Genomic DNA, 21,559 nt, shown 5'->3' on the forward strand with positions numbered 1-21,559 from the left:
CAGCACCTCATCGCCACCTGGACCGGCACCTGCCCCACCTGCCGACAGACCGTCCCATGGCAGCCCTACGACACCACCTAACAAAGCACTACTAGGCCAGATCCGTCAGCTCGTCCGCGTACACCTGGGACAAGGGCTGCGGCCCCACGTACTGCTGGCAGTTGCAGACACCGGCCTCGTAACGGACCGGCTTCTTGTGCTCGTCCCAGGCCGTGGGCACCTCGACCCGCTCGTGGCACCGGCCCTGCTTGTCGTGCTTGGCGAGGTGGTGCGTGCACCCGCACACGGGCTCGGGCGTCTTGTGCGCGGCCTCAAGCGCGAGCCGCTCCTGCTTGGCGGCCTCCAGAAGCTCCATCTTCCGCTCGTGCCGATGACGCAGCGCGGTACGGATGTTGTCGGCGGCCCAGGCGAAGCCACCGGTCCAGAACAGAATGAGAACCCACCAGAACCAGTCCACCGTTCCCCCCAATTCCCCCTGACAGGTGAAGGCCAGGATAGGACCGGCGGGCCGTGTCAGAGAGGGGGCGCGGCCCTGAGGACGAGAAACAGCGTCACGGCCGAGTTCGCCGAGGAGAGCGCGGAGACGGCGGTGCCGACGGCGGCGCCCCAGGTGGCGAGGCCCGCGAGGGTGAAGAGGGACGGCCAGCGGCGGGCGGCGGGAGCGGGGGCGAGGAGCGCGGCCACGCGGCGCGGCACGGGCCCGGCGGAGGCGAAGCCGGCGAGCGCGGTGCGCCGGGAGACGAGCGAGGCCTTGCCGACGGCGCGGGCCACGGTGCGGCGGCTGCCGATCCGGGCGGCGGCGTCCTCGTCGGCCCACCGCTCGGTGGTGTAGGCGACGGCCGTACGGAGGGGCCGCAGGAACGGGTTGGCCCGCGCGGCGAGCTGCACGGCCAGCAGGAACCGGTGGTGCCGGGAGTCGAGGTGGGCACGCTCGTGGGCGAAGAGGGCGCGGCGCTCGGGTGCGGAGAGCGCGGCGAGCAGGGCGGTGGTGACGACGACGCGGTCCTTCCGCCCGGGAAGGGCGTAGGCGTAGGGACTCGCGTCGGGGAGCACGACGACCGAGGTGGCGGGCAGCCCGGCGAGGGCCCGCGAGGCGCGCCGGCGGACCCGACGATGCCGCCGAGCCACCTCGGCGCAGGAGACGAGCACGAGGGCGAGCACGGGAATGGCGAGCGGACCGGCGATCTCGTCGTAGGGGAGGGCCGCGCGGACTTCGGGATCGGACCAGCCGTCCGGAAGGGGATTGCCGGGCAGCTGAGCGGTGCCCACGACCACGAGCAGCCCGAGGCACAGGGTGCTGCACAGGCCGAGCACGCCGGACAGAACGCTGAGCAGCCAGGTCGCCACCCGAGGATGGAGACGATGCGCGGCGAGCCGTGCGACGGGCCACGCGGTCAGCGGCAGGACGAGCGGCAGGAAGACGAAGACCCCCACGCGCTCAGTCCTCCGCCTCGCCGGCCTCCTGGCCCAGCAGCTCCCGCAACAGGCGCTCGTCATGGGCGGACAGCCCCGTCACGAAGCTGGCGAGCACGGCCTCCCGGTCGGTCTCACCGTCCAGCACCTTGCGCATCCGCAGGGCGGCGAGTCCGGCCTCGTCGGCGACGGCGGTCCACTCGAAGGACCGACCGACCCGCTCCCGGCGGACGGCGCCCTTGGCGTGCAGGCGGGTGAGGATCGTGATGACGGTCGTATAGGCGAGCCCGCCCCCGAGCCGCTCCTGCACCCACCCCGCGGTACGAGCCCCGCCCGCCTCCCGCAGAACGACCAGCACCTGCGCCTCAAGCTCCCCCTGCCGCCGCCGCGGAGCCCCGCTCTTAGCCATCCGCCGACCTCCACACACGCCGAAGGGCACCCACCCAACCCGGCAGGCGCCCTTCGTCCTTGTGCCCCCGGCAGGATTCGAACCTGCGACACCCGCTTTAGGAGAGCGGGAGGGCGGAGCCGTGCCTGACCTGCATAGACGCTGCGGGAGCTGACCGACACCCCAGAGCCCGACAACACCCCTCGCTCCCCGTGGTTCCCCGCCCTATCTGGCACGGATGTGGCACGACGGTGAAGCCGTTGATGGGAGCACCTACCAATCGCGCCACTGATCCGTGAGCTCATATCGCCCGAGCCCGTGCCGGGCGGTCAGAGCCGCCACATCGACGCCGTGCTCGGTCAGAGCCGTGTCGATGTACTCACACAAGGCCTCGCGTTCATCCGTCTCGTAGCCGCAGTGGATGTCGTCCACGGCGTTCAGGGCCAAGACGACACGCTTCACCGCAGCGAAGACCTGGACATCCTCTGCGCCATCCAGCCCGGCTACCTCAGCATCGAAGGAGTCGAGGACAGAATCGGTCGCTACCAGGAGCTCATCCGGGTACAAGGTGGCCATGCAAGCGCAGCCAGGATCCAGCGTGCCGGCAGCCAATTGCTCCGCCTCACGGGCTATGCCCTCGCGCCAGCTCGTTGTAGGTCTCTCAGCCATAGCGCGCACCGTACAGCGCACCTCTGACAGCAAGGACGCTGCGCGATTGACATGAGCTTGGGAATCACCGGCCTTCGCAATGACCTGTGCAAACGGACGTCGAGTCGAGCCGTATGCCCCTTCTCGGCGGACGCCGCTGTCCGTGCTTCACCGCTCTACCTGGCACGGATGTAGCACGTGGACCTCTTCGTCCCGAAGCAACTCGGGGTCGGGTCCTGCCTCGGCCTGGCCTGCCTCTCACCTGCGCGGATGGTCCGCAGACGTTCGCGCCCGTCCGCCGCTGTTCGTCGGCGTTGTCACGCAGTTAGACACTCAGCGTGCAGCGGCCAATCACGGGACAGAGCTGTTGTCAGTGCCGGCCTCTAGGGTCTCAAGCGCGCGGTCGGCTTCCGGGGGTTCCAGCTCTGAAGGGAATGGTTGCATCCCCGGCCTGTCTGGGGGCGGCCCGGAGACTCGTCCGGGACCTAACCGACGGTCGGGCTTCGTCGATGGCCAGGAGGTGACCTGCCAGCGCCGACCGCGCGCACGCTTCCCACGGCCCGTGGGCCGGATCAGGCTACTTCACGGAAACGTCCTACAACCTTCCGGGCGAGCTGACAGTCTTCCTGACGCGGAATGCCGCTCTCCTCGTCCACGCTTCTGGGATCACCATGCGCATAGGCGTCACCCTGTCGGTTGCAGTACTCACCATCGCCGTATTGGCAGGGTGCTCGGATGGCGAACAGTCCGAGCCGCCCGGCCCCATCCCGGAAGAGACAGGACACGCATACTCGACAGAACAGAACGGTTACCTGGCAGCTGTTCGTGACCTGAAGTGGTCCGCTGGGTCGACCGAAAAGGACGCACTATCCGCAGCACTTGAGGTGTGCGCCCAGTACAAGACGGCCCCGGATCCCGCCTTGGCAGCACGCAATGTCGTGGAGCACTTCGGGCTGGATGCCGATGACGCGAGAGACATGGTCTCCGCAGCTGAGGTCACCTTTTGCAGCCGGGAGGGTGGAACGGGTTGAGCTGATTGCCGGCCACTGCCCCTGCCCACAGCTCGCCCCAACTCCCATCCCGTCTGCCGTCGACCCACACACCGTGGAGCAGGCGCGGTGCCGGGCGTCCAGGTGGAGCGCGCCACTGTACGAACGACCTGGACGCCCGGTGCCGTGTCTGCTCGGCTCTGCCTGGGTCGACGGCAGACGGGATGGGAGTCCCCACCGCCACACCCCACCGGCCGGCACCCGCCCACGAGCCCCTCCATCCCGGAGCCTGAGCGCCCCCGCCGGAGGCATCGTCCTAAGCCGCACTCGCGTACCGCCTCGGCCGCATCGTGGTTCGTCACCCATCAACCCGAGCCGTCAGGCGTGCGGACGGCGCCCGGGCTGGAGCGGGGCGCAGACAGGAGCGCAGGCCCGGGCGACGGGCCGCGCGCGCCGCGCCGTGCGCGGCGGGTGCCTTGATGAGGTAGAGAAATCTGTAACAGCTGCCCCGGGGCGGGCCCTTCAGGTGGTGGGCTCGCGGAGCTTGCCTTCGTCATCTCGGAGCAGGCGGCTGGCGTACCCGTTCTGGGACAGGCGGTCGTACGCATCGCGCACGTCGGCGGGGGTCTGCTGGCTGATCATGAATCCCTGCTCCGGGTAGATCAGCAATCGCTGCTGGGCTCCGACGAGCATGTCGATGACCAGTCGGGCGTCTCCGATGGAGTCGATGTAGTCCCGGAGTGACATGGGCCCCGATGCGCTGACGACCTCGACCTCCGGCCACAACTTGCGCGCCGTGGCGTACGCCCGCCGTTCCTCGTAGGGCTTGCTGACCAGGAGGAGGGAGGAGACGTCGATGCCGGCCTCGGTGAGGAGTTCGCGGGAGAAGAGGATGTTCTCGCCCGTGTTCCGGGCTCGCGGCTCGACCATCACCGCCGAGGCGGGGACGCCCAGTTCGATCGCTCGCTCCTGGTAGTGCACGGCCTCGCCGCGGGGCATCCGTTCGCGCGTCGTCGGGCTGGTCGCCCCGGTGAAGACGAGGAGTGGGGCCATGCCCCGCTTGTACAGATCGACGGTGGCGTCGGCCACGCCCAGGTCGTGGCTCCCAAGTCCGATGGCGACCGAGCAGGGCCGGAGTGTGTGGTGCATCTGCTGGTAGTCCCACAGAAGCTCCGTGTCGGCCCAGTCCTGGGTGGAGATCACTGCGCGTCGTCCCTGTCCGCTGCCGAGTCCGGCACCTTGAAGTCGTACTCCCAGGCGAAGCGGGAGGCGGCGTGAATGCCGATGGCGAACTCCACCACCGTGCCGGCGGCCGTGTACGTCGTTCTGTGGAGCTCTACGACGGGTTCGCCGGGCGGAAGCTGGAGGAGCTTCACCTCGTCCGCAGTGGGGGTGCGGGCGAAGAGCGCTTCCTTCATGTGGTCGATTTCGTAACCGGCGTCGTACAGGACGCGGTACCCGCCGCCTCGGCCGGCCGGACCGGGGGTGGGGTCGACCAAGCGCGTGCCCTCGACGTGTTCGGGGCGGTAGTAGCTGGTCAGGGTGTGCGTCGGCTGTTCGCCTTCCTTGACCAGTCGAGCCCGTGCGTAGACCGGGGCTCCCGTCTCCAGGCCGTGGGCTGCGGCCACTGCGGCAGGGGCTTCGACAAGGCTGACGGTCTGGGTCTGCTCGTTGCGGCGGTACGTCCGGCCTGACGCGACCCGGTCGGCGATGAACGCGACTTCGTCGCCGTCTCGCCACTTCGCCTTGTCGTACCGCGCGATGCCGAGACGCTTGAGTGGCACCTGCTGCCGAACGACGGTTCCATGGCCGCGAGTCGAGGTGACCAGACCTTCCGCTTCGAGGGCCTTGTACGCCGCGTGAACGGTGACCTTGGAGCCCGCACCCTCCTCCACGAGCTGCCTGATCTGCGGCAACTGCTCGCCGGGCTGGTACTCACCACTCCTGATCTGCTCGGCCAGCTTGTCTGCCAGCTCCCGCCACTTGGGCGCCATCTCGAACCCCTCTCAACGAGAACCAGTCAAACACAGTCCTAGGACTGTTGACAGTCCTAGGACTGCGGGCCACTATCTACTCAGTCGCTCGCAGTCCTAGGACAGCGGGGCTGGCAGTTCTCTTTGGGCTGCCCCACAACGTAGGGAGTTCTGATGCCGTCCTTCAAGATCGACCTTTCTACCGCCGTCGTGTTCGTCGCGACCGCTCCCACGCCGAAGCTCGTGAGCAAGCAGACCGGTGAGCGGTCCATGGACCGGGAGACCGGTGCCGGGCTGTCCACGGTGGGTCTGCTGATCTCGGACGAGGGGGAGGGCAACCTCTACCAGGTGACCGTGCCGGAGACCGGTCTCCCCGACGGGCTCGCGCCGGGCACGATGGTTTCGGTGATCGGGCTCAAGGCCCGGGACTGGGAGAACACGTTCAACGGCCAGACCCGGCACGGCATCTCGTTCCGCGCCGTCGCGGTCACCTCGATGGGCGCCTGATAATGACCGACGTTTCGACCTTATGGGAGGTCGGCCTCCCGCTCGCCGGGACCGCCGGTGGCCTCGGTTTCGCGAAGGTCCGTGCGCCTCGGGTGTTCTGGTCGCTGGTGGGTCTGCCGGTCACGCGGGTGCGGTTCGCGATGACGTACCACGCGACGATGGACGTGTGCGGGCTGACGGTGCAGCCGTCCCGCCTGCGGGCGTTCATGGTCCGCAGCATCGCCCGCCGCCCCGACGTCCAGCCCGTACCCCCGAGGATCCGCCGGGTGAGGGGCACCTCGACCGGACTCCGGGTCACCCTCCGTCTTCCGGCCGGTCTGGAGCCCGCCGACGTGATGGCCGCCTCGGAGCGGCTGCGGCACGCCTGGGGCGTCCACTCCGTCAACGTCACCGTCACCAAGCCCGGGTTCGTGGAACTGCGTATGACCGGCTACGACGTCCTGAACCGGGTGCGGATGCCGCGCCGGCGTCCTACGGGACTGATGACGGTGCCGGTGGCGCTGCGGGAGGACGGGACCGCGTTCGTCCGGGACTACCTCAAGGTCCCGCACGCGCTGACGCTCGGTGCGAACCAGACCGGCAAGTCGATGTACCAGCGCAACCTGATCGCCGGACTCGCCCGCCTCCCGGTGGCCCTGGTCGGCATCGACTGCAAGCGCGGGGTCGAGCACCGCGGCTACGCGCCCCGCCTGTCCGCCCTCGCCACCACCCCGGAGGAAGCCGATGGCCTCCTGGACGCCCTGGTGGGGGAGATGGAGGACCGCTTCGACCTCCTCAGTGATCACGGTGTCGCCGACATCTGGGCCCTGCCCGAGGATGTCCGTCCGGCGCCGGTGGTGGTCCTGGTGGACGAGGTCGCGGAGCTCTTCCTGACCGCGACGAAGAAGGACGAGGAACGCCGGGACCGGATGGTCACCCAGCTGATCCGCCTCGGCCAGCTCGCCCGCGCCGCCGGCATCTTCCTCGAAGTCTGCGGGCAGCGCTTCGGCTCCGACCTCGGCAAGGGCGCCACCGCCCTGCGCGCTCAGCTCACCGGCCGGACCGTCCACCGCGTCAATGACAAGCAGACGGCCGAGATGGGCGTCGGCGACATCGCCCCGGACGCCGTGGTCACGGTGCTGGCGATCCCGCCGGACCGGCCCGGTGTCGCGGTGGCCGGTGACACCTCCGGTGGCTGGTCCCGCATCCGCACCCCGATTCTCACCGCCGCCGAAGCGGCCGCGATCTGCGCCGCCCACGCCCACCTCACCCCGCACCTGCCCGCCCTCGCGGCTCACCGCCCCGCCGTGCCGGTGAGCGTCGAGGAGCCGGACACGGCCCCGCTCGTGAAGCCGAACCCGGCCACCGCCTAACACCCCCACCCCCTCGGTCGGCGTGACCGTCTCACGCCAGGTCCCTACCGACCCATGCCCGAAAGGAGGTGAACCGTGCTTCGAACCCTCCGTCTCGACGCCGTCCTGATCCAGGCCGTCATCGCCGGTGCCCTGTCCTTCGCCCACCTGCACGACCTCGCGGCCGCGGCCGGGCAGGACGGATGGAAGGCGTGGGCCTACCCGATCTCCGTCGACCTGCTCCTGGTCGCCGCCTGGCGCCGGATGCGCACCAACACCGCCAACCGCGACGCATGGCTGTGGTTCGCCATCGCCCTGATCGCCTCGCTGGGCGCCAACGTCGCCACCGCCGGACTCCTCGACATGAACGACGTCCCCGACTGGCTGCGGATCCTCGTCGCCGGATGGCCCGCCCTTGCCTTCCTCGGCGGCACCCTCCTCGCCCACGCACCCCACCCCGCCCCCGAACCCACCCACATCCCGCAACCCCAACCCGTAACCGTGCCGGAGCCGGTCGCCGAGGTGACCGTGGAACGCGCCCCCGAATCGGCTCCCGAACTCCCGCCGGCCGAAACCGAATCGGTCGCGATCGCGCCGGATTCTGCCCCGCAGGAAGAACACCCCGAACCCGCTCCGGCTGTGGTGCCTGCCGTGGCGGTGCCGCCCGCGCTGATGGCTCACGCCCAGAAGATCGCCGACGCCCACCGGGCCCAGACCGGCCGGCCGATCGACGCGGAAACCCTCCGCACCCGCCACGGCATGCCCCCGGCCCTCGCCGACTCCATCGCCCTCCAGCTCGTCTGACACGAAAGGAGATCAAGAGATGCGACCGAACCGCTTCCACCGCGTGCTCCGTATCGGCCCGGTGCAGGTCGGCGACCACCACGACGGCCGGGGCCGCACCAAGCACACCGCCGTGTGCACGGCCCCCGGCTGCGACTTCTCCGCCGACTACCACACCCGCGCCGCCGCCGAACTCGCCGCCCGCACCCACCGCTGCAACCCCCGCTGACCACAGAGGAGTTCCGCGTCATGGACGTCCCGCTCTGGCTCGCACTGATCGTCGTCGGCGGCCTCGGCATCAAGCTCATCCGCCCGCCCTGGTGGCTCGTCGCCGTGATCCTCCTCGGCGGCTACCTCCTCGCCGACAGCCTCTTCGCCCCGCTCATCGACCCGATCGCCAAGTAGGGAGACCCCGTCATGCTCCGACCGCACGTCCCGGTCAACCCGCTCCCGACCGGCCACACCATCCCCCTCCTCAAGCCCACCCCCGTGGCCGACATCGAGCCGACCACCGATCACATCCCCGCCCCGGCCTCGGTCCCCGCCCCGGTCGTCCCGGCCCGCACCGCGATCCAGCTCACCCCGGGCAGTGCGGTCGCCCTCGCCGCCGGCGGTGGCGCGGTCGTCCTGGTCGTCGGCGCCGTCCTGGTCTCGATGCTTCTCGCGGTCGCCATCACCGGCGCCTCGATCGCGGTCGTGGCGGTTGTGCTGCGGCTGCTGGTCCGTGACATGCAGAAGGGTCGGTGACCCCCGTGGACACGTACACGCTCGCCGCCGCCGGGCTACCGGCCCTCGGCTGGGCCCTGCACGGCGGACTACTCCTGCGTCGCCTGGCCACCGCCCGCCGCGACCCGGTGACCGGCCTGCACACCCGCGCCGGATGGACCACCCGCGCCGACCACCTGATCGCCAAGCACCCGAACGCGCTCGTGCTCCTGGTCGACCTCGACGACTTCAAGTCCATCAACGACACCCACGGCCACGCCGCCGGAGACGCGGTCCTCACCGCCACCGCCGACAGGCTCACCGCCTGGTGCGGGCGTCACGGGATCGCCGCCCGCCTCGGCGGTGACGAGTTCGCCGCCATCGTCACCGACCTCGCCACGGTCAGCCTCTTCGACCTCTGGACCGCCCTCGACCAGCCCGTCGAGCACCACGGCCACGTCCTGACCGTCTCCGCCTCGGTCGGCCACTGCTACCGGGCAGAACTGCCGGTCCCCACTCTCACCGACGCCCTCTCGGCCGCCGACGCGTCGATGTACGCGGCCAAGGGCCACGGCAGGCGCAACACACACTGAGCGGCCCCCGGGACGGCCTCGGTCGCCAAACTTCCGCCGCCCCGGGCGCCTGAACACCCTCCAGATCCACCGGACCCGAAAGGGAAACCTCATGATGCCCCAGACCCCGCCCCCGCGCGCCTGCTCCCACTGCGACGGCTTCCCCGTCGTCCACATCACCACCGGCACCACCGCCCCGGACGGCCAGCGCCGCACCCTCGCCGCCACCTGCCCGGCCTGCCAGGGCACCGGCACCCGTGCCATCCGCGCCGCCCTCGCCCCGGCCGGGCGGTGACCGACATGAACGGTCTCCACGTCACCGGCCACCTCAAGCCGGACACCCGCGTCCGCGTCACCCCCCACCCCGACCCCGCCCGTCCCTTCGTCAGCCTCGGCATCGAGGGCCCCGCCTGCGAGATCAGCCTGCTGGCCTCCCCCGGCTCGGCCGATGCCCTGCGCACCCTCGCCGCCGCCGCGATGCAGGCCGCCGTAGCCCTCGACGCCCTCACCGGCGACGCCGCAGAGGTGACCCTGTCGTGACCGACACCGCCACCGCGGCGGGCCTGGACCCGGCCACCCTGAGCGACCTGCTCCGGCTGGCCGGGTCCCCCGGCTTCGACCGCCTCACCGAACAACTCCGCCGCACCGGCGGCTGCACCGCCCCCATCCGCCTGTCCGGCGGCACCAAACTCCTCGACCCCGCCACCAAGACCGTCCTCCACGCCTACAACACCGACGCCGAACCCGACGGCGTCCTCCGTGTCGCCTGCGGCAACCGGCGGGCCTCCCGCTGCCCCTCCTGCGCCTGGACCTACGCCGGGGACACCTACCACCTCATCCGCGCCGGACTCATCGGCGACAAGGGCACCCCCGATACCATCCGCGATCACCCTCGGGTCTTCGCCACGCTCACCGCCCCGTCGTTCGGCCCGGTCCACAACCGGCCCGGCACGCGCTCCTGCCGCTGTGGGATTTGCCACGCCGAGGACGACCCGGAGCTGGGCACCCCGCTCGACCCGGCCTCGTACGACTACGCCGGGGCGGTGCTGTGGAACAACCACGCCTCCGAGCTGTGGCGCTACTTCACGATCTACCTCCGCCGCGAGATCGCCGCCCGCGCCGGCCTCACCCAGAAAGCCGCCCGCGAACAGTCCCGCGTCTCCTTCGGCAAGGTCGCCGAGTACCAAAAGCGCGGCGCCGTCCACTTCCACGCCGTCATCCGCTTCGACGGACCCAAGGGCCCTGACACCCCGCCCCCGGCCTGGGCCACCCTCGACCTCCTCACCGACGCCATCCACGCAGCCGCCGCCCGCGTCCGGGTCGTCGTCCCCGCCGCCCCCGATCACGGCGTCGCCCAGGACCTGACATTCACCTGGGGGACCCAGCTCGACGTCCAGCCCATCGGCGCCTTCGGAGACGGCGAGGAGCTGACCGAACAGGCCGTCGCCGCCTACGTCGCGAAGTACGCCACCAAGGCCGCCGAGACCACCGGCACCGTCGACCACCCGGTCGGCAACAAGGAAGCCCTGATCCTCCTCGACGTCCCCGACCACCCCCGGCGCCTGATGGAAGCCTGCATGGACCTCGACGCCGCCTACCCCGACCGGCGCCTCCGCGCCTGGGCCCACATGCTCGGCTTCCGCGGCCACTTCTCCACCAAATCCCGCGCCTACTCCACCACCCTCGGCGCCTTACGCCAGGTCCGCGCCGACTACCGCGCCCACCAGCAACGCGCCGCCCTCGGCCTTCCCGGCCCCGACGACCACCCGGAGGCCACGGTCCTCACGGTCGCGCACTGGGCCTACGCCGGCCACGGCCACACCCCCGGCGAGTCCTGGCTCGCCGCCAGCATCCGCCGCGACATCCAGCACAACCGCGAACACGCACGCGAACTCCGCGCCCAGCTCGAAGCGTCCCCCGAACAGGAATGGTGACCATGTCCGTACGTCTGCTCACCGTCGCCCAGGTCGCCGAACTCCTCGGCACCTCTGTCCGGTTCCCGCGCCGACTGATCGAGGAGCGGCGCATCACCTTCGTCAAGGTCGGTCGGCACGTCCGCATCCCGGAGCCCGCTGTGGAGGCGTACATCGCGACCCACACCGTGGAGCCCGTCGTTCGGCGCTTCGGGAAGGTGGCCTGATGGCGAATCGCACAGGCCGGCGCCGCCGGTTCGGGACGGTGCGGCAGCTCGCTTCGGGTCGTTGGCAGGCCCGTTACCGCGATCCGCTGTCAGGCGAGACGAAGTCCGCGCCGCAGACCTTCGCCACCAAAACTGACGCCGACGTGTGGCTGACCACCATCGAGGCGGAGATCATCCGGGGCACCTACCAGGCACCGGACGCGGGCAAGGTCGCGTTCGGTCCGTTCGCCGATGACTGGTTGAAGCACCGCAAGTTGGCGGACCGTTCCCGGGAGCGGAACGAGGGTGTGCTCCGGCTGCACATCAAGCCGACGTTCGGCGCCGGCACTCTGGCCGCGATCACCACGCCTCGCGTCCGCGCCTGGCGTACTGCCCTGCTCGAATCAGGCGTGGGTGAGCCCACCGTGGTCAAGGCGTACCAGCTCCTGCGGGCGATCCTGAACACGGCGGTGGACGACGAGCTGATCCGCCGCAACCCGTGCCGCATCAAGGGCGCCGACCACTACGACGTGCCGGAGCGCCCCGTCCTCACCGTCGCTGAGGTGTACGCCATGGCCGACGCCATCCAGCCCCGCTACCGGGCGCTCGTCCTCCTCGCGGCCTTCACCACGCTCCGCTTCGGTGAGCTGGCCTCGCTCCGATGCCGGGACCTCGACCTGAGCCGCTGCGTGGTCCTGGTCCGCCGGGCCCAGTCCGAGCTCCAGAACGGGAAGCTCGCCGACAAGGCACCGAAGTCCGCCGCCGGCGTCCGGCCGGTCGCCTTCCCCGCCGAACTCGTCCCCGAGCTGGCTCACCACCTGGAGCACTTCGCCGCCGTCGGGCAGGACGGCCACCTCTTCCAAGGACCCCGTGGCGGGCTGCTTCGGCGGAGCAACTTCCGCGACGACTGGACGACCGCACGCGCAGAGGCCGGCGTCTCCGGGGACGTGCACTTCCACGACCTCCGCCACACCGGGAACACCCTGGCTTCCAGTGCCGGGGCCAGTACGCGGGAGCTGATGACGCGGATGGGGCACAGCACGACCCGGGCCGCGCTGATCTATCAGCACATGACGAGTGACCGTGATCAGCACATCGCGGGGAAGCTCGGGGAGATGATCCGCCGGGCCCGTGGGGAGGGAGATCCGCCGCCTTCTGGCACGTAGGTGGCACGGACGCGATCATGCGAAAGGGCCAGCTCCGGGGGAAAACCCCTGTGAGCTGGCCCTTCGGCTTGTGCCCCCGGCAGGATTCGAACCTGCGACACCCGCTTTAGGAGAGCGGTGCTCTATCCCCTGAGCTACGAAGGCATGGCCAGGGACAGGGTAGCGGATGGGCCTCGTCGGGGTCGCCTCCCGGCGCGGATCGTGCCGGGGGGCTTCCCTCTGGGGGCGGCTCTGGGGTGTTGGGCAGCACATACGATGCGCTTCGTTGACCGGACCGGTCACCCGCGCCCGGTGGGTGGGTATGCGCTCAGGAGGTCTTGTGGTGGCTGGTGGGGTCGAGCGGCTCTGTGGGTCCGGGGCGCCTTTCGCCGTCGAGGGTGGGGTGTACGTCGGGGGGCCGCGGACTCTGCGGGAGTTCGTCGAGGTGACCTGGGCGTTCGGGGACCGGGTGTTTCTTGTGGCCGACGGTGTCTCGATGACCTATCGGGAGTTCTTCGACGCCGCCTGTGGGCTCGCGCGGCGGCTTGTCGGGGAGTACGGGCTTCGGCCCGGTGACCGGGCCGTTGTCGCCATGCGGAATCTGCCCGAGTGGCATGTCGCCTTCTGGGCCGCGCAGCTCGCCGGGCTTGTCGCTGTGCCGCTCAACGCCTGGTGGACCGAGGACGAGTTCGCCTACGCGCTCGACGACTGCTCTCCCGGTGTGCTGCTCGTCGACGGGGAGCGGGTCGGGCGGGTTCGGGCCTGGGCCTTGCGGAATGGGGTGCCCGGGGTTGTTTTTCGGGGGGATGCCGAGGGGGACGGCGAGGGGTTTGTTTCCTACGTTGCCGATGCCGATCCCTTTCTTGGGCCGCCACCCGTCGACGTTCTTCCCGAGCACGACTCCACCATCATCTATACGTCCGGGACCACCGGGCGCCCCAAGGGCGCCGTCGCCACCCACCTCGCGCAGGTCGGGGCCGCCATGAATCCGCGGTACTTCGCCGCCGCCGCTGCCCTCGCCCGCGGTGACGTGCCCGGGGTCGGGCCGGCGATCGTGTCCCTGACCACGTTCCCGTTCTTCCACGTCGCCGCGTTCACGTCCTTCTACGCCGTCATGGCCGCCGGCGGGACCCTCGTGATGATGCGGAAGTGGGATGCGGGGCATGCCCTCGAGCTCATTCGCGAGCATCGCGTCACCCATTACGCCGGGGTTCCCACCACCGCGCTTCAGCTGCTCGATCTTGCGCGAAGTACCGGTGATCCGTTGGACAGTCTCACTCTGCTCAGTACCGGAGGTGCCGCTGCCCCGCCCGGGATCGTCGGAGGGATCACCGAGGCGTACGGCGAGCGGATCGAGCCCCGGAACGGGTACGGGCTGACCGAGACCTGCGGCGGGGTGCTGTCGAACGTGGGGGCCGAGTACCGGGCCCATCCCGGGAGCGTCGGGCGGCCCTCGCCCGTCACCGAAGTGCGGATCGACCGGCCCGATGCCGACGGGGTGGGGGAGCTGTGGCTGCGTGGGCAGTCCCTGGTCCGGGGGTACTGGGGGAATGCGGAGGCCACCCGGGCCGCCTTCGGCGACGACGGGTGGTTCCGGACCGGGGATCTCGCCCGCCTCGACGGCGACGGGCGCGTCAGCATCGTCGACCGGCTCACCGACATGGTGATCCGCGGCGGCGAGAACGTGTACTGCGTCGAGGTCGAGGCCGCACTCCACCGGCATCCCGATGTCGTCGACGCCGCCGTGTTCGGTGTTCCGCATCCTCTGCTCGGTGAAGAGGTCGTGGCCGTCGTGCGGTTGCGGGACGGGGCCGAGTTCGACGGCGAGGCGCTGCGCGCACACGTCGGCCTGCGCCTCGCCGCCTTCAAGGTGCCCGCCCGGGTTCTCGTACGCGAGGAGGAGCTGCCGCGGAATCCGACCGGGAAGCTTCTCAAGGGGCAGCTCAGGGACCTCGTCAGCGACGGGTGATGCGCACCCGGTACGTTCCCGCCTCGTCCTCGTCCAGGACCGTGATCCGTATGCCGTTCGCCCGGTCCGTGAACGTCTCTCCCGGGCCGTACGGGGCGTCCGACAGTTCCGCGTGTACGTTGGCCCGGCGGGTGCAGCCGCCGCTGGCCCGGTCGCTGTCGGACACCGTCACCGGGCCGTGGCCCGTGTCCACGTCCGACTCCACCCGGTAGACCAGGACGCCGCTCTCGCAGACGGCCTCGTCGTTGCCGTCCTTGCTGCGGACCTCGACCGCGTATCCGGAGGTGCCGGAGAGCGGGACGAACGCGAGCTTGGGGCCGCCGGGGACCGCGAGCGGTGTGAGGCTGTAGTCGCCGCTGCCGGGGGTGGCGGCGCAGCTGACCTGGTCGTTGTCGAGCCAGCCCAGTTTCCACTTGTGCCAGCCGAGCAGGTCGTTGTTGGCGCCCCAGTCCTCGGACATGATGTCCCAGTGTCCGACGGTGCCGCCGCCGTCCGAGGTGTAGAGGTCGGGCAGCCCGAAGACGTGGCCGTTCTCGTGCGGCAGGACGCGGTAGCCGGTCTCGGCGAAGCTGCCGGAGCCGTCGTCCTGGCGGCTGTAGACGAAGGACGTGTTGGCGAGCGGCACGCCGTCGGCGTACGGGGCGTCGTCGTTGCCGGAGAACGTCACGGACAGGACGGTGTCGAGCGCGGAGGGCCCGGCGTTCGGGGTGACGAGGATGTTGACCAGGTCGTACGCGCTGAAGTCCACGCGCACGTCGGCCGCCTTCACGATGTCCTCGACGAGGGCGCGGTAGCCCGGTTCGTACGGTGAGCCGCGCTCGATCCCGTACGAGGAGAAGGGGCGGGGCATCCGCAGCCAGTCGGGTATCGGGGCCTCGGGCTCGTACTGGAGGCGCCCGTACGAGCTGGTGCGGAACCATTCCGCGGTCTGCGGGAAGAACTCGCGGAAGCGGCCCATCGCCGCGCCGTCCCCAGGGGCGTCCGAGAAGTCGATCATCAGGTTGAGGGCCCTGACGCGGCCCGTGGAGCGTACGTATCCCGGGGCCGTGGGCAGCCCCTCCGACATCTGCACGCCCATCGTGGTGGCGATGCGGCACGGTCCCAGCTGGGCGCCGCTCGGCGCGGCGGCCACCGGGCCCGCCGAGGCCGGGGCGGGCCCGGGGAGGGTGGTGCTCGCCGAGAGGAGCAGGGCGAGGGAGAGTGCCGTGGTCGCCGCCAGGGCGACGGGCCTGCGTATCCGTCGGCGGGGGTGCTCTCGGGGGTGCTCCATGCGTCGCCTCTCCGGTGGGGGCAGGTCGGCGCCGCGACCCCTACCGCGGGTCCGCGCTGTGCGATCAGCCTGTGTCGACCGGTCCGGGTGCGCGCGTCGGGTGGCCCGATCGTGGGTATTCCGGGGGATCGCCGGGTTGTGGCGCAGGTCACATTGAGGGTGGGAAATAACCGGGGACCCAGTCCCCGTTTATGCCTGTGTTCAACGAAGTGGGGAGTCCCTCCCCGGATACCCCGTCCGAGTGAGTGTTCTGAGTGAGTAGTGAGTGTTCTGAGTGAGTGAGGAGGCCGGCGTGACCAGCACCGCCGACACCGCGCCCGCCCGCCGCGTACCCCGCCCGCGCGCGGACGCCCTGCGCAACCGTGAGCGGATCGTGGCAGCGGCCCGTGAGATGTTCGTCGAGTTCGGGTCCCAGGTGCCCTACGACGAGATCGCGCGCCGGGCCGGCGTCGGGAACGCCACGCTCTACCGGAACTTCCCCGAGCGCGCCGACCTCGTCCGCGAGGTCGTCCTGTCGATCATGGCCCGCGTCACCGAGCTCGCCGAGCAGGGAGCGGAGGGCCGCGACCCGCAGGGCGCCGAGGGTCTCGCCGCGGGCCACGACCCGCAGGGCGTCCGGAGTCCCGCCGAGGGCCTCGACCCGCAGGGTGTCGGGAGTCCCGACGGGCAGGGCGCCGAGGGCGAGAGCGATCCCTTCGTCGCGCTCCGCCGCTTCACCCACGCCGCCGCCGACGAGCGCATCGGAGCCCTGTGCCCCATGCTCGACGGCGCCTTCGACGAGGACCACCCCGACCTGATGGCCGAACGCGAGCGCCTGGAGGAGGCCGTCCAGGGTCTCGTCGACCGGGCGCAGCGGGCCGGCCGGCTCCGCGCCGACGTGGGCGTCGGAGACCTGATGGTGGCCATCTCCCAGCTGACCCGTCCGCTGCCCGGCTCCGCCTGCGGGGCCTTCGACCAGTTCGTCCACCGCCATCTGCAGCTCTTCCTCGACGGCCTGGAGGCGCCCGCCCGCTCCGAGCTGCCGGGCAAGGCCGCGACCCTGGAGGACCTGAGGCGCGACGCGTGCTCCGCGTCGTGAGCCCCCGCCCAGGGCCCCTGAACTGACGTAACCCGCACCCCTTACGACTTCCGCCCTTTTTCACCAGTACGCGCCAAGAGGTGGCTACCCCCATGCCGAAAATCCCCGAGAAGCCCGCGATCCAGGCCGACCCCGGCCGCTGGAAAGCCCTGATCTTCATCGCCCTCGCCCAGCTGATGGTCGTGCTCGACGCGACCATCGTGAACATCGCCCTGCCCTCCGCCCAGCAGGACCTCGGGATCTCGGACGGCAACCGGCAGTGGGTCATCACCGCCTACGCCCTCGCCTTCGGCGGACTCCTCCTCTTCGGCGGCCGCATCGCCGACCTGTGGGGCCGCAAGCGGACCTTCATCACCGGCCTCATCGGCTTCGCCGCCGCCTCCGCCCTCGGCGGGGCCGCGACCGGCGAGGCGATGATGCTCGGTGCCCGCGCGCTCCAGGGCGCCTTCGGCGCGCTCCTCGCGCCCGCCGCGCTCTCGCTGCTCGCCGTGACCTTCACCGACGCCAAGGAGCGCGCGAAGGCCTTCGGCATCTACGGTGCGATCGCCGGTGGCGGCGGCGCCGTGGGCCTGATCCTCGGCGGCTTCCTGACCCAGTACCTGAACTGGCGCTGGACCTTCTTCGTCAACATCCCGTTCGCCATCGTCGCCGCCGTCGGCGCGTACCTCGTCGTCCGTGAGCCCGAGGGCGGCCGCAACCGCTCGCCGCTCGACATCCCCGGCGTGATCCTCTCCACCCTCGGTCTGGTCTCGCTCGTCTACGGCTTCACCCGCGCCGAGTCCGCGGGCTGGAGCGACGCCGGCACGATCGGCCTGTTCGTCGGCGCCGGTGTGCTGCTCATCGCGTTCGTCGTCACCGAGTACCTGGTCAAGTCCCCGCTGCTGCCGCTGCGCGTCGTGACCAACCGCAACCGCGGCGGCGTCTACCTGTCGCTGGGTCTCGCCGTCATCGCGATGTTCGGCCTGTTCCTCTTCCTGACGTACTACCTCCAGGTCGTGAAGGGGTACTCGCCGGTCAAGACGGGCTTCGCGTTCCTGCCGATGATCGCGGGCATGATCACGGGCTCGACCCAGATCGGTACGCGCCTGATGACCCGCGTCCCGCCGCGGTTCCTGATGGCCCCGGGCTTCCTGACCGCCGGCATCGGCATGCTGCTCCTCACCCAGCTGGAGATCGGCACCTCGTACGCCGGGCTGATCCTGCCCGCGCAGCTGCTCCTCGGCCTGGGCATGGGTACGGCGTTCATGCCGGCCATGTCGCTCGCGACGATCGGCGTGGACCCGCGGGACGCCGGTGTGGCCTCCGCGATGGTCAACACCTCGCAGCAGGTCGGCGGTGCCATCGGTACGGCCCTGCTGAACACGATCGCCGCCTCGGCGACCACCGCCTACCTGGCCGACCACGCCGCCGGCGCGACCACCCCGGCCGCGCAGAAGCTGCTCCAGCTCCAGGGCATGGTCGAGGGGTACGCGGCGGCCATCTGGTGGGCGGTCGGCATCCTGGTCCTCGCGGCCACGATCGCCGCGGTCCTCATCAACACCGGGAAGCCGGAGACCGGCGTGGTCGCCGGGTCCGGTGCGGGTGCCGAGGACGAGGTGAAGGTGCCCGTCGTCGCCCACTGATCCTGGATCTGGATCTGGATCTGGATCTGCGACCGGCCTGCCCTGGTTCCGCTGCTCGGCGGAGTCAGGGCAGGTCTGCGTTGGTTCCGTGCTCAGCCCGGCAGGTACGGGCTGGTTCCGCTGCTCAGCGGAGCCAGGGCAGGTCCGCGTTCGCGTCCGTGGGTTCGAGGCCCTCGGCCATCACGCGCATGATCGCGCCGAGCTGCTCCACCTGCTCGGGGGAGAGCCGGTCGAACATGGCCTGGCGGACGGCCGCCACATGCCCGGGCGCGTTCTGCCGGAGGACCTCCATCCCCTCGTCCGTCAGCTGGGCGAACTGGCCGCGCTTGTCGGAGGGGCAGTCCTCGCGCCGTACCCAGCCGTTCTTCTCCAGGCGGGCGATCGCGTGGGAGAGCCGGGAGCGGGTGATCTTGGCGCTCCGGGCCAGTTCGGTCATCCGCAGCCGGCTGCGCGGGGCCTGGGAGAGCTGGACGAGGAGCCCGTAGTAGACGTGCGGCATCCCGGCGTCGCGCTGCAACTGGCGGTCGAGGTGGTCTTCGAGGAGCGTGGTGGCGTGCAGGTAGGCGCGCCAGACGTGCTGCTCCTCGTCGGTCAGCCAGCGGGGTTCGGTCATGTCTCCCATGGTCCCCATCGTACGACTCATTCTTGAAAGTTGAACAAACTGGGTCTACGCTGAAGCGGAACGCTTGAAGTTTCAAGAATGGAGGTCGTCATGGACGCCACGCAGGAACGGATGCCCGCCCTCTACCTGTCCCACGGCGCCCCGCCCCTCGCCGACGACCCCGTCTGGCCCGGCCAGCTCGCCGCCTGGTCCGCCGGCCTCCCGCGCCCCAAGGCGATCCTCATGGTCTCCGCCCACTGGGAGGAGGCCCCGCTCGCGCTCGGCGCCACCGAGACCGTCCCCCTCGTCTACGACTTCTGGGGCTTCCCCGAGCACTACTACCGCGTCCAGTACGCCGCCCCCGGCGCCCCGCAGCTCGCCGAGGCCGTCCGCAAGCTGCTCCGCGCCCCCGGCACCCCCGTGCAGGACATCCCCGACCGGGGCCTCGACCACGGCGCGTACGTACCGCTCGTCGAGATGTTCCCCGGTGCCGACATCCCCGTCCTCCAGATCTCCATGCCCACCCTCGACCCGCGCCGGCTCATGGACATCGGGCGCAGGCTCGCCCCGCTGCGCGACGAGGGCGTCCTGATCGTCGGCAGCGGCTTCTTCACCCACAACCTCGCCGCCCTCCGGCACACCGGCCCCGGCGTCCCCGGCTGGTCCGCCGAGTTCGACGCCTGGGGCAGCGAGGCGCTCGCCGCGCACGACGTCGACGCCCTCCTGGACTTCGAGCACAAGTCGCCCGCGGGCCGCCTCGCCCACCCCCGTACCGAGCACTTCGCCCCGCTCTTCGTCACCATGGGCGCGGCGGACGCCGCCGGCGACCTCGACGCGGAGCGGTCGGTGATCGACGGCTTCTGGATGGGGCTCGCCAAGCGGTCGGTCCAGTTCGGCTGAGCTCGTCGGACCGGATCGGCTGAGCTCGTCGGTCCGGATCGGCTGAGCTCGTCGGTCCGGTTCGGCCGAGCCCTCAGAGGACGGGCGGATTGAGGTCGATCGAGCGGACGGCGGCGGCGAGGGCGAGCGGGTCGCCCACGTCGAGCGCCGTGTCCGTGAACTTGATCGTGTGGTCGTCGCCGTGCGTGGCCGCCCGCTCGAAGATCTCCTCGGCGCTCAGCCCGGTCCCGGCGTACGGGGCGGCCTCGCGCGGCGTGTAGGCCGCCGTCACCGCGGCCGTCGCCGCCCAGGCCGCCGCCACGCTCGGCACCCACAGCTCGCGGGGGAGCGCGGGAAGGGCCCGCAGGACCGCGTTCGGCGCGGTCGCCGCGTGCACCAGCATGATCGGCTCGCCGTGACCGTGGGAGGCGTACCGGTGCGTCGCCGCCGTCACCAGCTCGGTGAGCAGCTCCTTCGCCGTGTCCGGGTCCGCACCCCCGCCCCACACCGGGAACGCCGTCAGCTGCGCGAGCCGGGCGCGGATCCCGCCGTCCTGCTCCGGGACGGGCGGTACGGCGTCCAGCGCGGCCGCCGCCGTCGGTGCCACGGCCAGTGGGGTGAGCGGCGGGAGCGGCTGGTGGCGGGCCGCCCAGTAGCCGAGGGCGTGCGCCAGCTCGGCGCGGCGCGGCGCCGTCTCCTCCGTCGTGAGCAGGGTCCGTACGGCGTGCCCGGTGCGGATCACCGGATGCGTCGCCCCGCCCGCGATGCCGGGCAGCAGCCGGGGCCACCACTCGGCGAGGACCGACCGCCAGGGCCGGTCCGCCAGCTCGCGGGAGAAGAAACGGGTCCAGTCGGTGATCCGGGCCGGATCGCCGAGCGCCTCCCGCCAGGTGCCGAGGGTGACCGGGGTGTGCGGGGCGGGCGCCTCCTCCAGCTTGGGCGCGTAGTGGTCGAGCCAGCGGTGGACGGCCGGAGCCTGGCCATGACGGACCAGGGCCTCGACGGCCATGGGGGCGTGGTTGGTGAGCCAGCCGTCGCGCTCGGGCCCCGTGGTGTGGAGCCGTTCGAGTGCCTCGTCGAGGGTGCCGGTGGTGTCGGTCATGGGGGCGACGCTAGGCCGGGGGAGCGGCGCGGCGGAACGGGCTGGGGACCTAGGCCGCAGGGCGGAGGGGGCTTGGGGGAGTAGGGGGGCGGTGGAGGGGTGCTTGGGGGGAGTGAGCGGGCCGTGGAGGGGTGCTTAGGGGGAGCGAGGGGGCGGTGGAGGGGTGCTGGGGGTGAGGGGGCGATGGAGGGGCGCTTGGGAGCGAGGGGCGGTGGAGGCAACCGTGGGTCGTGCGGTGGCGTCTGAAGGGGTGGCGCCGCATGTGATCGCGGTCTCACCGACAGCGTGGTCGGGTGCTCCCGCGAGGGGCGCCGTTTCACCCTCCGTGCCCGGTCTGACCTGCACCTCCATGGGTGCCCGCGGTATGCCCGTGGGGGCGGCGGCCGCGCAGGATACTGCATGATCGCGAAAATCCATGTGCCGGGTGGGAATTCTGTCCTGATTCCAGTCGTTGTTTCCGTCGGA

At 71.1% G+C, this 21,559-nt stretch carries 26 protein-coding genes and 2 tRNA genes; 17 read left to right on the forward strand and 11 right to left on the reverse strand.

Going from position 1 to position 21,559, the window contains the following annotated elements:
• Positions 1-91: 91 nt before the first annotated feature.
• The 5 genes from AC07AW_RS31885 to AC07AW_RS31905 all read right to left on the reverse strand — a co-directional run bounded on the left by AC07AW_RS31885 (position 92) and on the right by AC07AW_RS31905 (position 2,470).
• On the reverse strand, positions 92-457 hold the full coding sequence (locus tag AC07AW_RS31885) for a hypothetical protein (RefSeq protein WP_478818945.1): 366 nt from the start codon (positions 455-457) through the stop codon (positions 92-94).
• Between the two features lie 56 nt (positions 458-513).
• A complete protein-coding gene (locus tag AC07AW_RS31890) occupies positions 514-1,434 on the reverse strand; it encodes a M56 family metallopeptidase (protein ID WP_478818946.1) in 921 nt (306 codons plus the stop codon).
• Positions 1,435-1,438: 4 nt separating this feature from the next.
• A complete protein-coding gene (locus AC07AW_RS31895; RefSeq protein WP_478818947.1) occupies positions 1,439-1,822 on the reverse strand; it encodes a BlaI/MecI/CopY family transcriptional regulator in 384 nt (127 codons plus the stop codon).
• Between the two features lie 62 nt (positions 1,823-1,884).
• Positions 1,885-1,973: transfer RNA gene (locus tag AC07AW_RS31900), tRNA-Arg, on the reverse strand.
• 101 nt (positions 1,974-2,074) lie between these two features.
• Complete coding sequence (locus AC07AW_RS31905) at positions 2,075-2,470, reverse strand: hypothetical protein (RefSeq protein WP_478818948.1); 396 nt, start codon at positions 2,468-2,470, stop codon at positions 2,075-2,077.
• A gap of 650 nt (positions 2,471-3,120) precedes the next feature.
• Between AC07AW_RS31905 and AC07AW_RS31910 the strand changes: the two genes are divergently transcribed.
• Positions 3,121-3,480 (forward strand): DUF732 domain-containing protein, encoded by a 360-nt coding sequence (locus AC07AW_RS31910; RefSeq protein ID WP_478818949.1) that lies wholly within the window; start codon positions 3,121-3,123, stop codon positions 3,478-3,480.
• A gap of 480 nt (positions 3,481-3,960) precedes the next feature.
• Here AC07AW_RS31910 and AC07AW_RS31915 read toward each other — a convergent pair whose 3' ends face one another.
• Positions 3,961-4,641 carry a YdcF family protein gene (locus tag AC07AW_RS31915; protein ID WP_478818950.1) on the reverse strand — a complete coding sequence of 227 codons (681 nt, stop codon included), beginning with the start codon at positions 4,639-4,641 and terminating at the stop codon, positions 3,961-3,963.
• Positions 4,638-5,432, reverse strand: a complete 795-nt coding sequence (locus AC07AW_RS31920) for a GntR family transcriptional regulator (protein WP_478818951.1) — start codon at positions 5,430-5,432, stop codon at positions 4,638-4,640. The genes AC07AW_RS31915 and AC07AW_RS31920 overlap by 4 nt, the downstream gene beginning before the upstream one ends.
• 153 nt (positions 5,433-5,585) lie before the next feature.
• Between AC07AW_RS31920 and AC07AW_RS31925 the strand changes: the two genes are divergently transcribed.
• The 12 genes from AC07AW_RS31925 (at position 5,586) to AC07AW_RS31980 (ending at position 12,594) form a co-directional block, all read left to right on the forward strand.
• On the forward strand, positions 5,586-5,918 hold the full coding sequence (locus AC07AW_RS31925) for an SCO3933 family regulatory protein (RefSeq protein WP_478818952.1): 333 nt from the start codon (positions 5,586-5,588) through the stop codon (positions 5,916-5,918).
• Positions 5,919-5,920: 2 nt separating this feature from the next.
• The gene (locus tag AC07AW_RS31930; RefSeq protein ID WP_478818953.1) at positions 5,921-7,270 is read left to right on the forward strand and encodes an FtsK/SpoIIIE domain-containing protein; all 1,350 of its coding nucleotides are present in this window, start codon (positions 5,921-5,923) and stop codon (positions 7,268-7,270) included.
• Positions 7,271-7,345: 75 nt separating this feature from the next.
• Positions 7,346-8,053: a DUF2637 domain-containing protein gene (locus AC07AW_RS31935; protein WP_478818954.1), complete on the forward strand. Its 708-nt coding sequence runs from the start codon at positions 7,346-7,348 to the stop codon at positions 8,051-8,053.
• A 19-nt stretch (positions 8,054-8,072) separates the two neighbouring features.
• Complete coding sequence (locus tag AC07AW_RS31940; RefSeq protein ID WP_478818955.1) at positions 8,073-8,261, forward strand: mobile element transfer protein; 189 nt, start codon at positions 8,073-8,075, stop codon at positions 8,259-8,261.
• 20 nt (positions 8,262-8,281) lie between these two features.
• Positions 8,282-8,437: a hypothetical protein gene (locus AC07AW_RS31945; RefSeq protein WP_314619884.1), complete on the forward strand. Its 156-nt coding sequence runs from the start codon at positions 8,282-8,284 to the stop codon at positions 8,435-8,437.
• Positions 8,438-8,449: 12 nt separating this feature from the next.
• Positions 8,450-8,779 carry a SpdD-like protein gene (locus tag AC07AW_RS31950; RefSeq protein ID WP_478818956.1) on the forward strand — a complete coding sequence of 110 codons (330 nt, stop codon included), beginning with the start codon at positions 8,450-8,452 and terminating at the stop codon, positions 8,777-8,779.
• Positions 8,780-8,784: 5 nt separating this feature from the next.
• Positions 8,785-9,330: a GGDEF domain-containing protein gene (locus tag AC07AW_RS31955; protein WP_478819160.1), complete on the forward strand. Its 546-nt coding sequence runs from the start codon at positions 8,785-8,787 to the stop codon at positions 9,328-9,330.
• A gap of 91 nt (positions 9,331-9,421) precedes the next feature.
• On the forward strand, positions 9,422-9,604 hold the full coding sequence (locus tag AC07AW_RS31960; protein WP_478818957.1) for a hypothetical protein: 183 nt from the start codon (positions 9,422-9,424) through the stop codon (positions 9,602-9,604).
• Positions 9,605-9,609: 5 nt separating this feature from the next.
• On the forward strand, positions 9,610-9,849 hold the full coding sequence (locus AC07AW_RS31965) for a hypothetical protein (RefSeq protein ID WP_478818958.1): 240 nt from the start codon (positions 9,610-9,612) through the stop codon (positions 9,847-9,849).
• The gene (repSA, locus tag AC07AW_RS31970; protein ID WP_478818959.1) at positions 9,846-11,243 is read left to right on the forward strand and encodes a replication initiator protein RepSA; all 1,398 of its coding nucleotides are present in this window, start codon (positions 9,846-9,848) and stop codon (positions 11,241-11,243) included. The genes AC07AW_RS31965 and repSA overlap by 4 nt, the downstream gene beginning before the upstream one ends.
• A 2-nt stretch (positions 11,244-11,245) precedes the next feature.
• Positions 11,246-11,449 (forward strand): helix-turn-helix domain-containing protein, encoded by a 204-nt coding sequence (locus AC07AW_RS31975; protein WP_402316204.1) that lies wholly within the window; start codon positions 11,246-11,248, stop codon positions 11,447-11,449.
• Entirely contained in the window at positions 11,449-12,594 is a 1,146-nt protein-coding gene (locus AC07AW_RS31980) for a tyrosine-type recombinase/integrase (RefSeq protein ID WP_478818960.1), read from the forward strand. The genes AC07AW_RS31975 and AC07AW_RS31980 overlap by 1 nt, the downstream gene beginning before the upstream one ends.
• Positions 12,595-12,665: 71 nt before the next feature.
• On the opposite strand, the gene AC07AW_RS31985 is transcribed toward AC07AW_RS31980, so the two are convergent.
• A tRNA-Arg gene (locus AC07AW_RS31985) sits at positions 12,666-12,738 on the reverse strand.
• Positions 12,739-12,895: 157 nt separating this feature from the next.
• Between AC07AW_RS31985 and AC07AW_RS31990 the strand changes: the two genes are divergently transcribed.
• Positions 12,896-14,542 (forward strand): class I adenylate-forming enzyme family protein, encoded by a 1,647-nt coding sequence (locus tag AC07AW_RS31990; protein WP_478819161.1) that lies wholly within the window; start codon positions 12,896-12,898, stop codon positions 14,540-14,542.
• Here the strand turns inward: AC07AW_RS31990 and AC07AW_RS31995 are convergent.
• Positions 14,529-15,812, reverse strand: a complete 1,284-nt coding sequence (locus tag AC07AW_RS31995; protein WP_478818961.1) for a M6 family metalloprotease domain-containing protein — start codon at positions 15,810-15,812, stop codon at positions 14,529-14,531. The two genes, AC07AW_RS31990 and AC07AW_RS31995, sit on opposite strands and share 14 nt — an antisense overlap.
• Before the next feature lie 292 nt (positions 15,813-16,104).
• On the opposite strand from AC07AW_RS31995, the gene AC07AW_RS32000 reads away from it, so the two are divergent.
• Together AC07AW_RS32000 and AC07AW_RS32005 are read left to right on the forward strand one after the other, a co-directional pair.
• A complete protein-coding gene (locus AC07AW_RS32000; RefSeq protein ID WP_478818962.1) occupies positions 16,105-16,890 on the forward strand; it encodes a TetR/AcrR family transcriptional regulator in 786 nt (261 codons plus the stop codon).
• 92 nt (positions 16,891-16,982) lie between these two features.
• Positions 16,983-18,512: an MFS transporter gene (locus AC07AW_RS32005; protein WP_478818963.1), complete on the forward strand. Its 1,530-nt coding sequence runs from the start codon at positions 16,983-16,985 to the stop codon at positions 18,510-18,512.
• Positions 18,513-18,636: 124 nt separating this feature from the next.
• Here AC07AW_RS32005 and AC07AW_RS32010 read toward each other — a convergent pair whose 3' ends face one another.
• Positions 18,637-19,143 (reverse strand): MarR family winged helix-turn-helix transcriptional regulator, encoded by a 507-nt coding sequence (locus AC07AW_RS32010; RefSeq protein WP_478818964.1) that lies wholly within the window; start codon positions 19,141-19,143, stop codon positions 18,637-18,639.
• A gap of 81 nt (positions 19,144-19,224) precedes the next feature.
• Between AC07AW_RS32010 and AC07AW_RS32015 the strand changes: the two genes are divergently transcribed.
• A complete protein-coding gene (locus tag AC07AW_RS32015; protein WP_478818965.1) occupies positions 19,225-20,013 on the forward strand; it encodes a dioxygenase family protein in 789 nt (262 codons plus the stop codon).
• 73 nt (positions 20,014-20,086) lie between these two features.
• Here the strand turns inward: AC07AW_RS32015 and AC07AW_RS32020 are convergent, their stop codons facing one another.
• Positions 20,087-21,094, reverse strand: coding sequence for a questin oxidase family protein (locus AC07AW_RS32020; RefSeq protein WP_478818966.1), 1,008 nt, complete (start codon positions 21,092-21,094; stop codon positions 20,087-20,089).
• Between the last annotated feature and the right edge of the window lie 465 nt (positions 21,095-21,559).

Source organism: Streptomyces sp. NPDC044003, assembly GCF_056435185.1.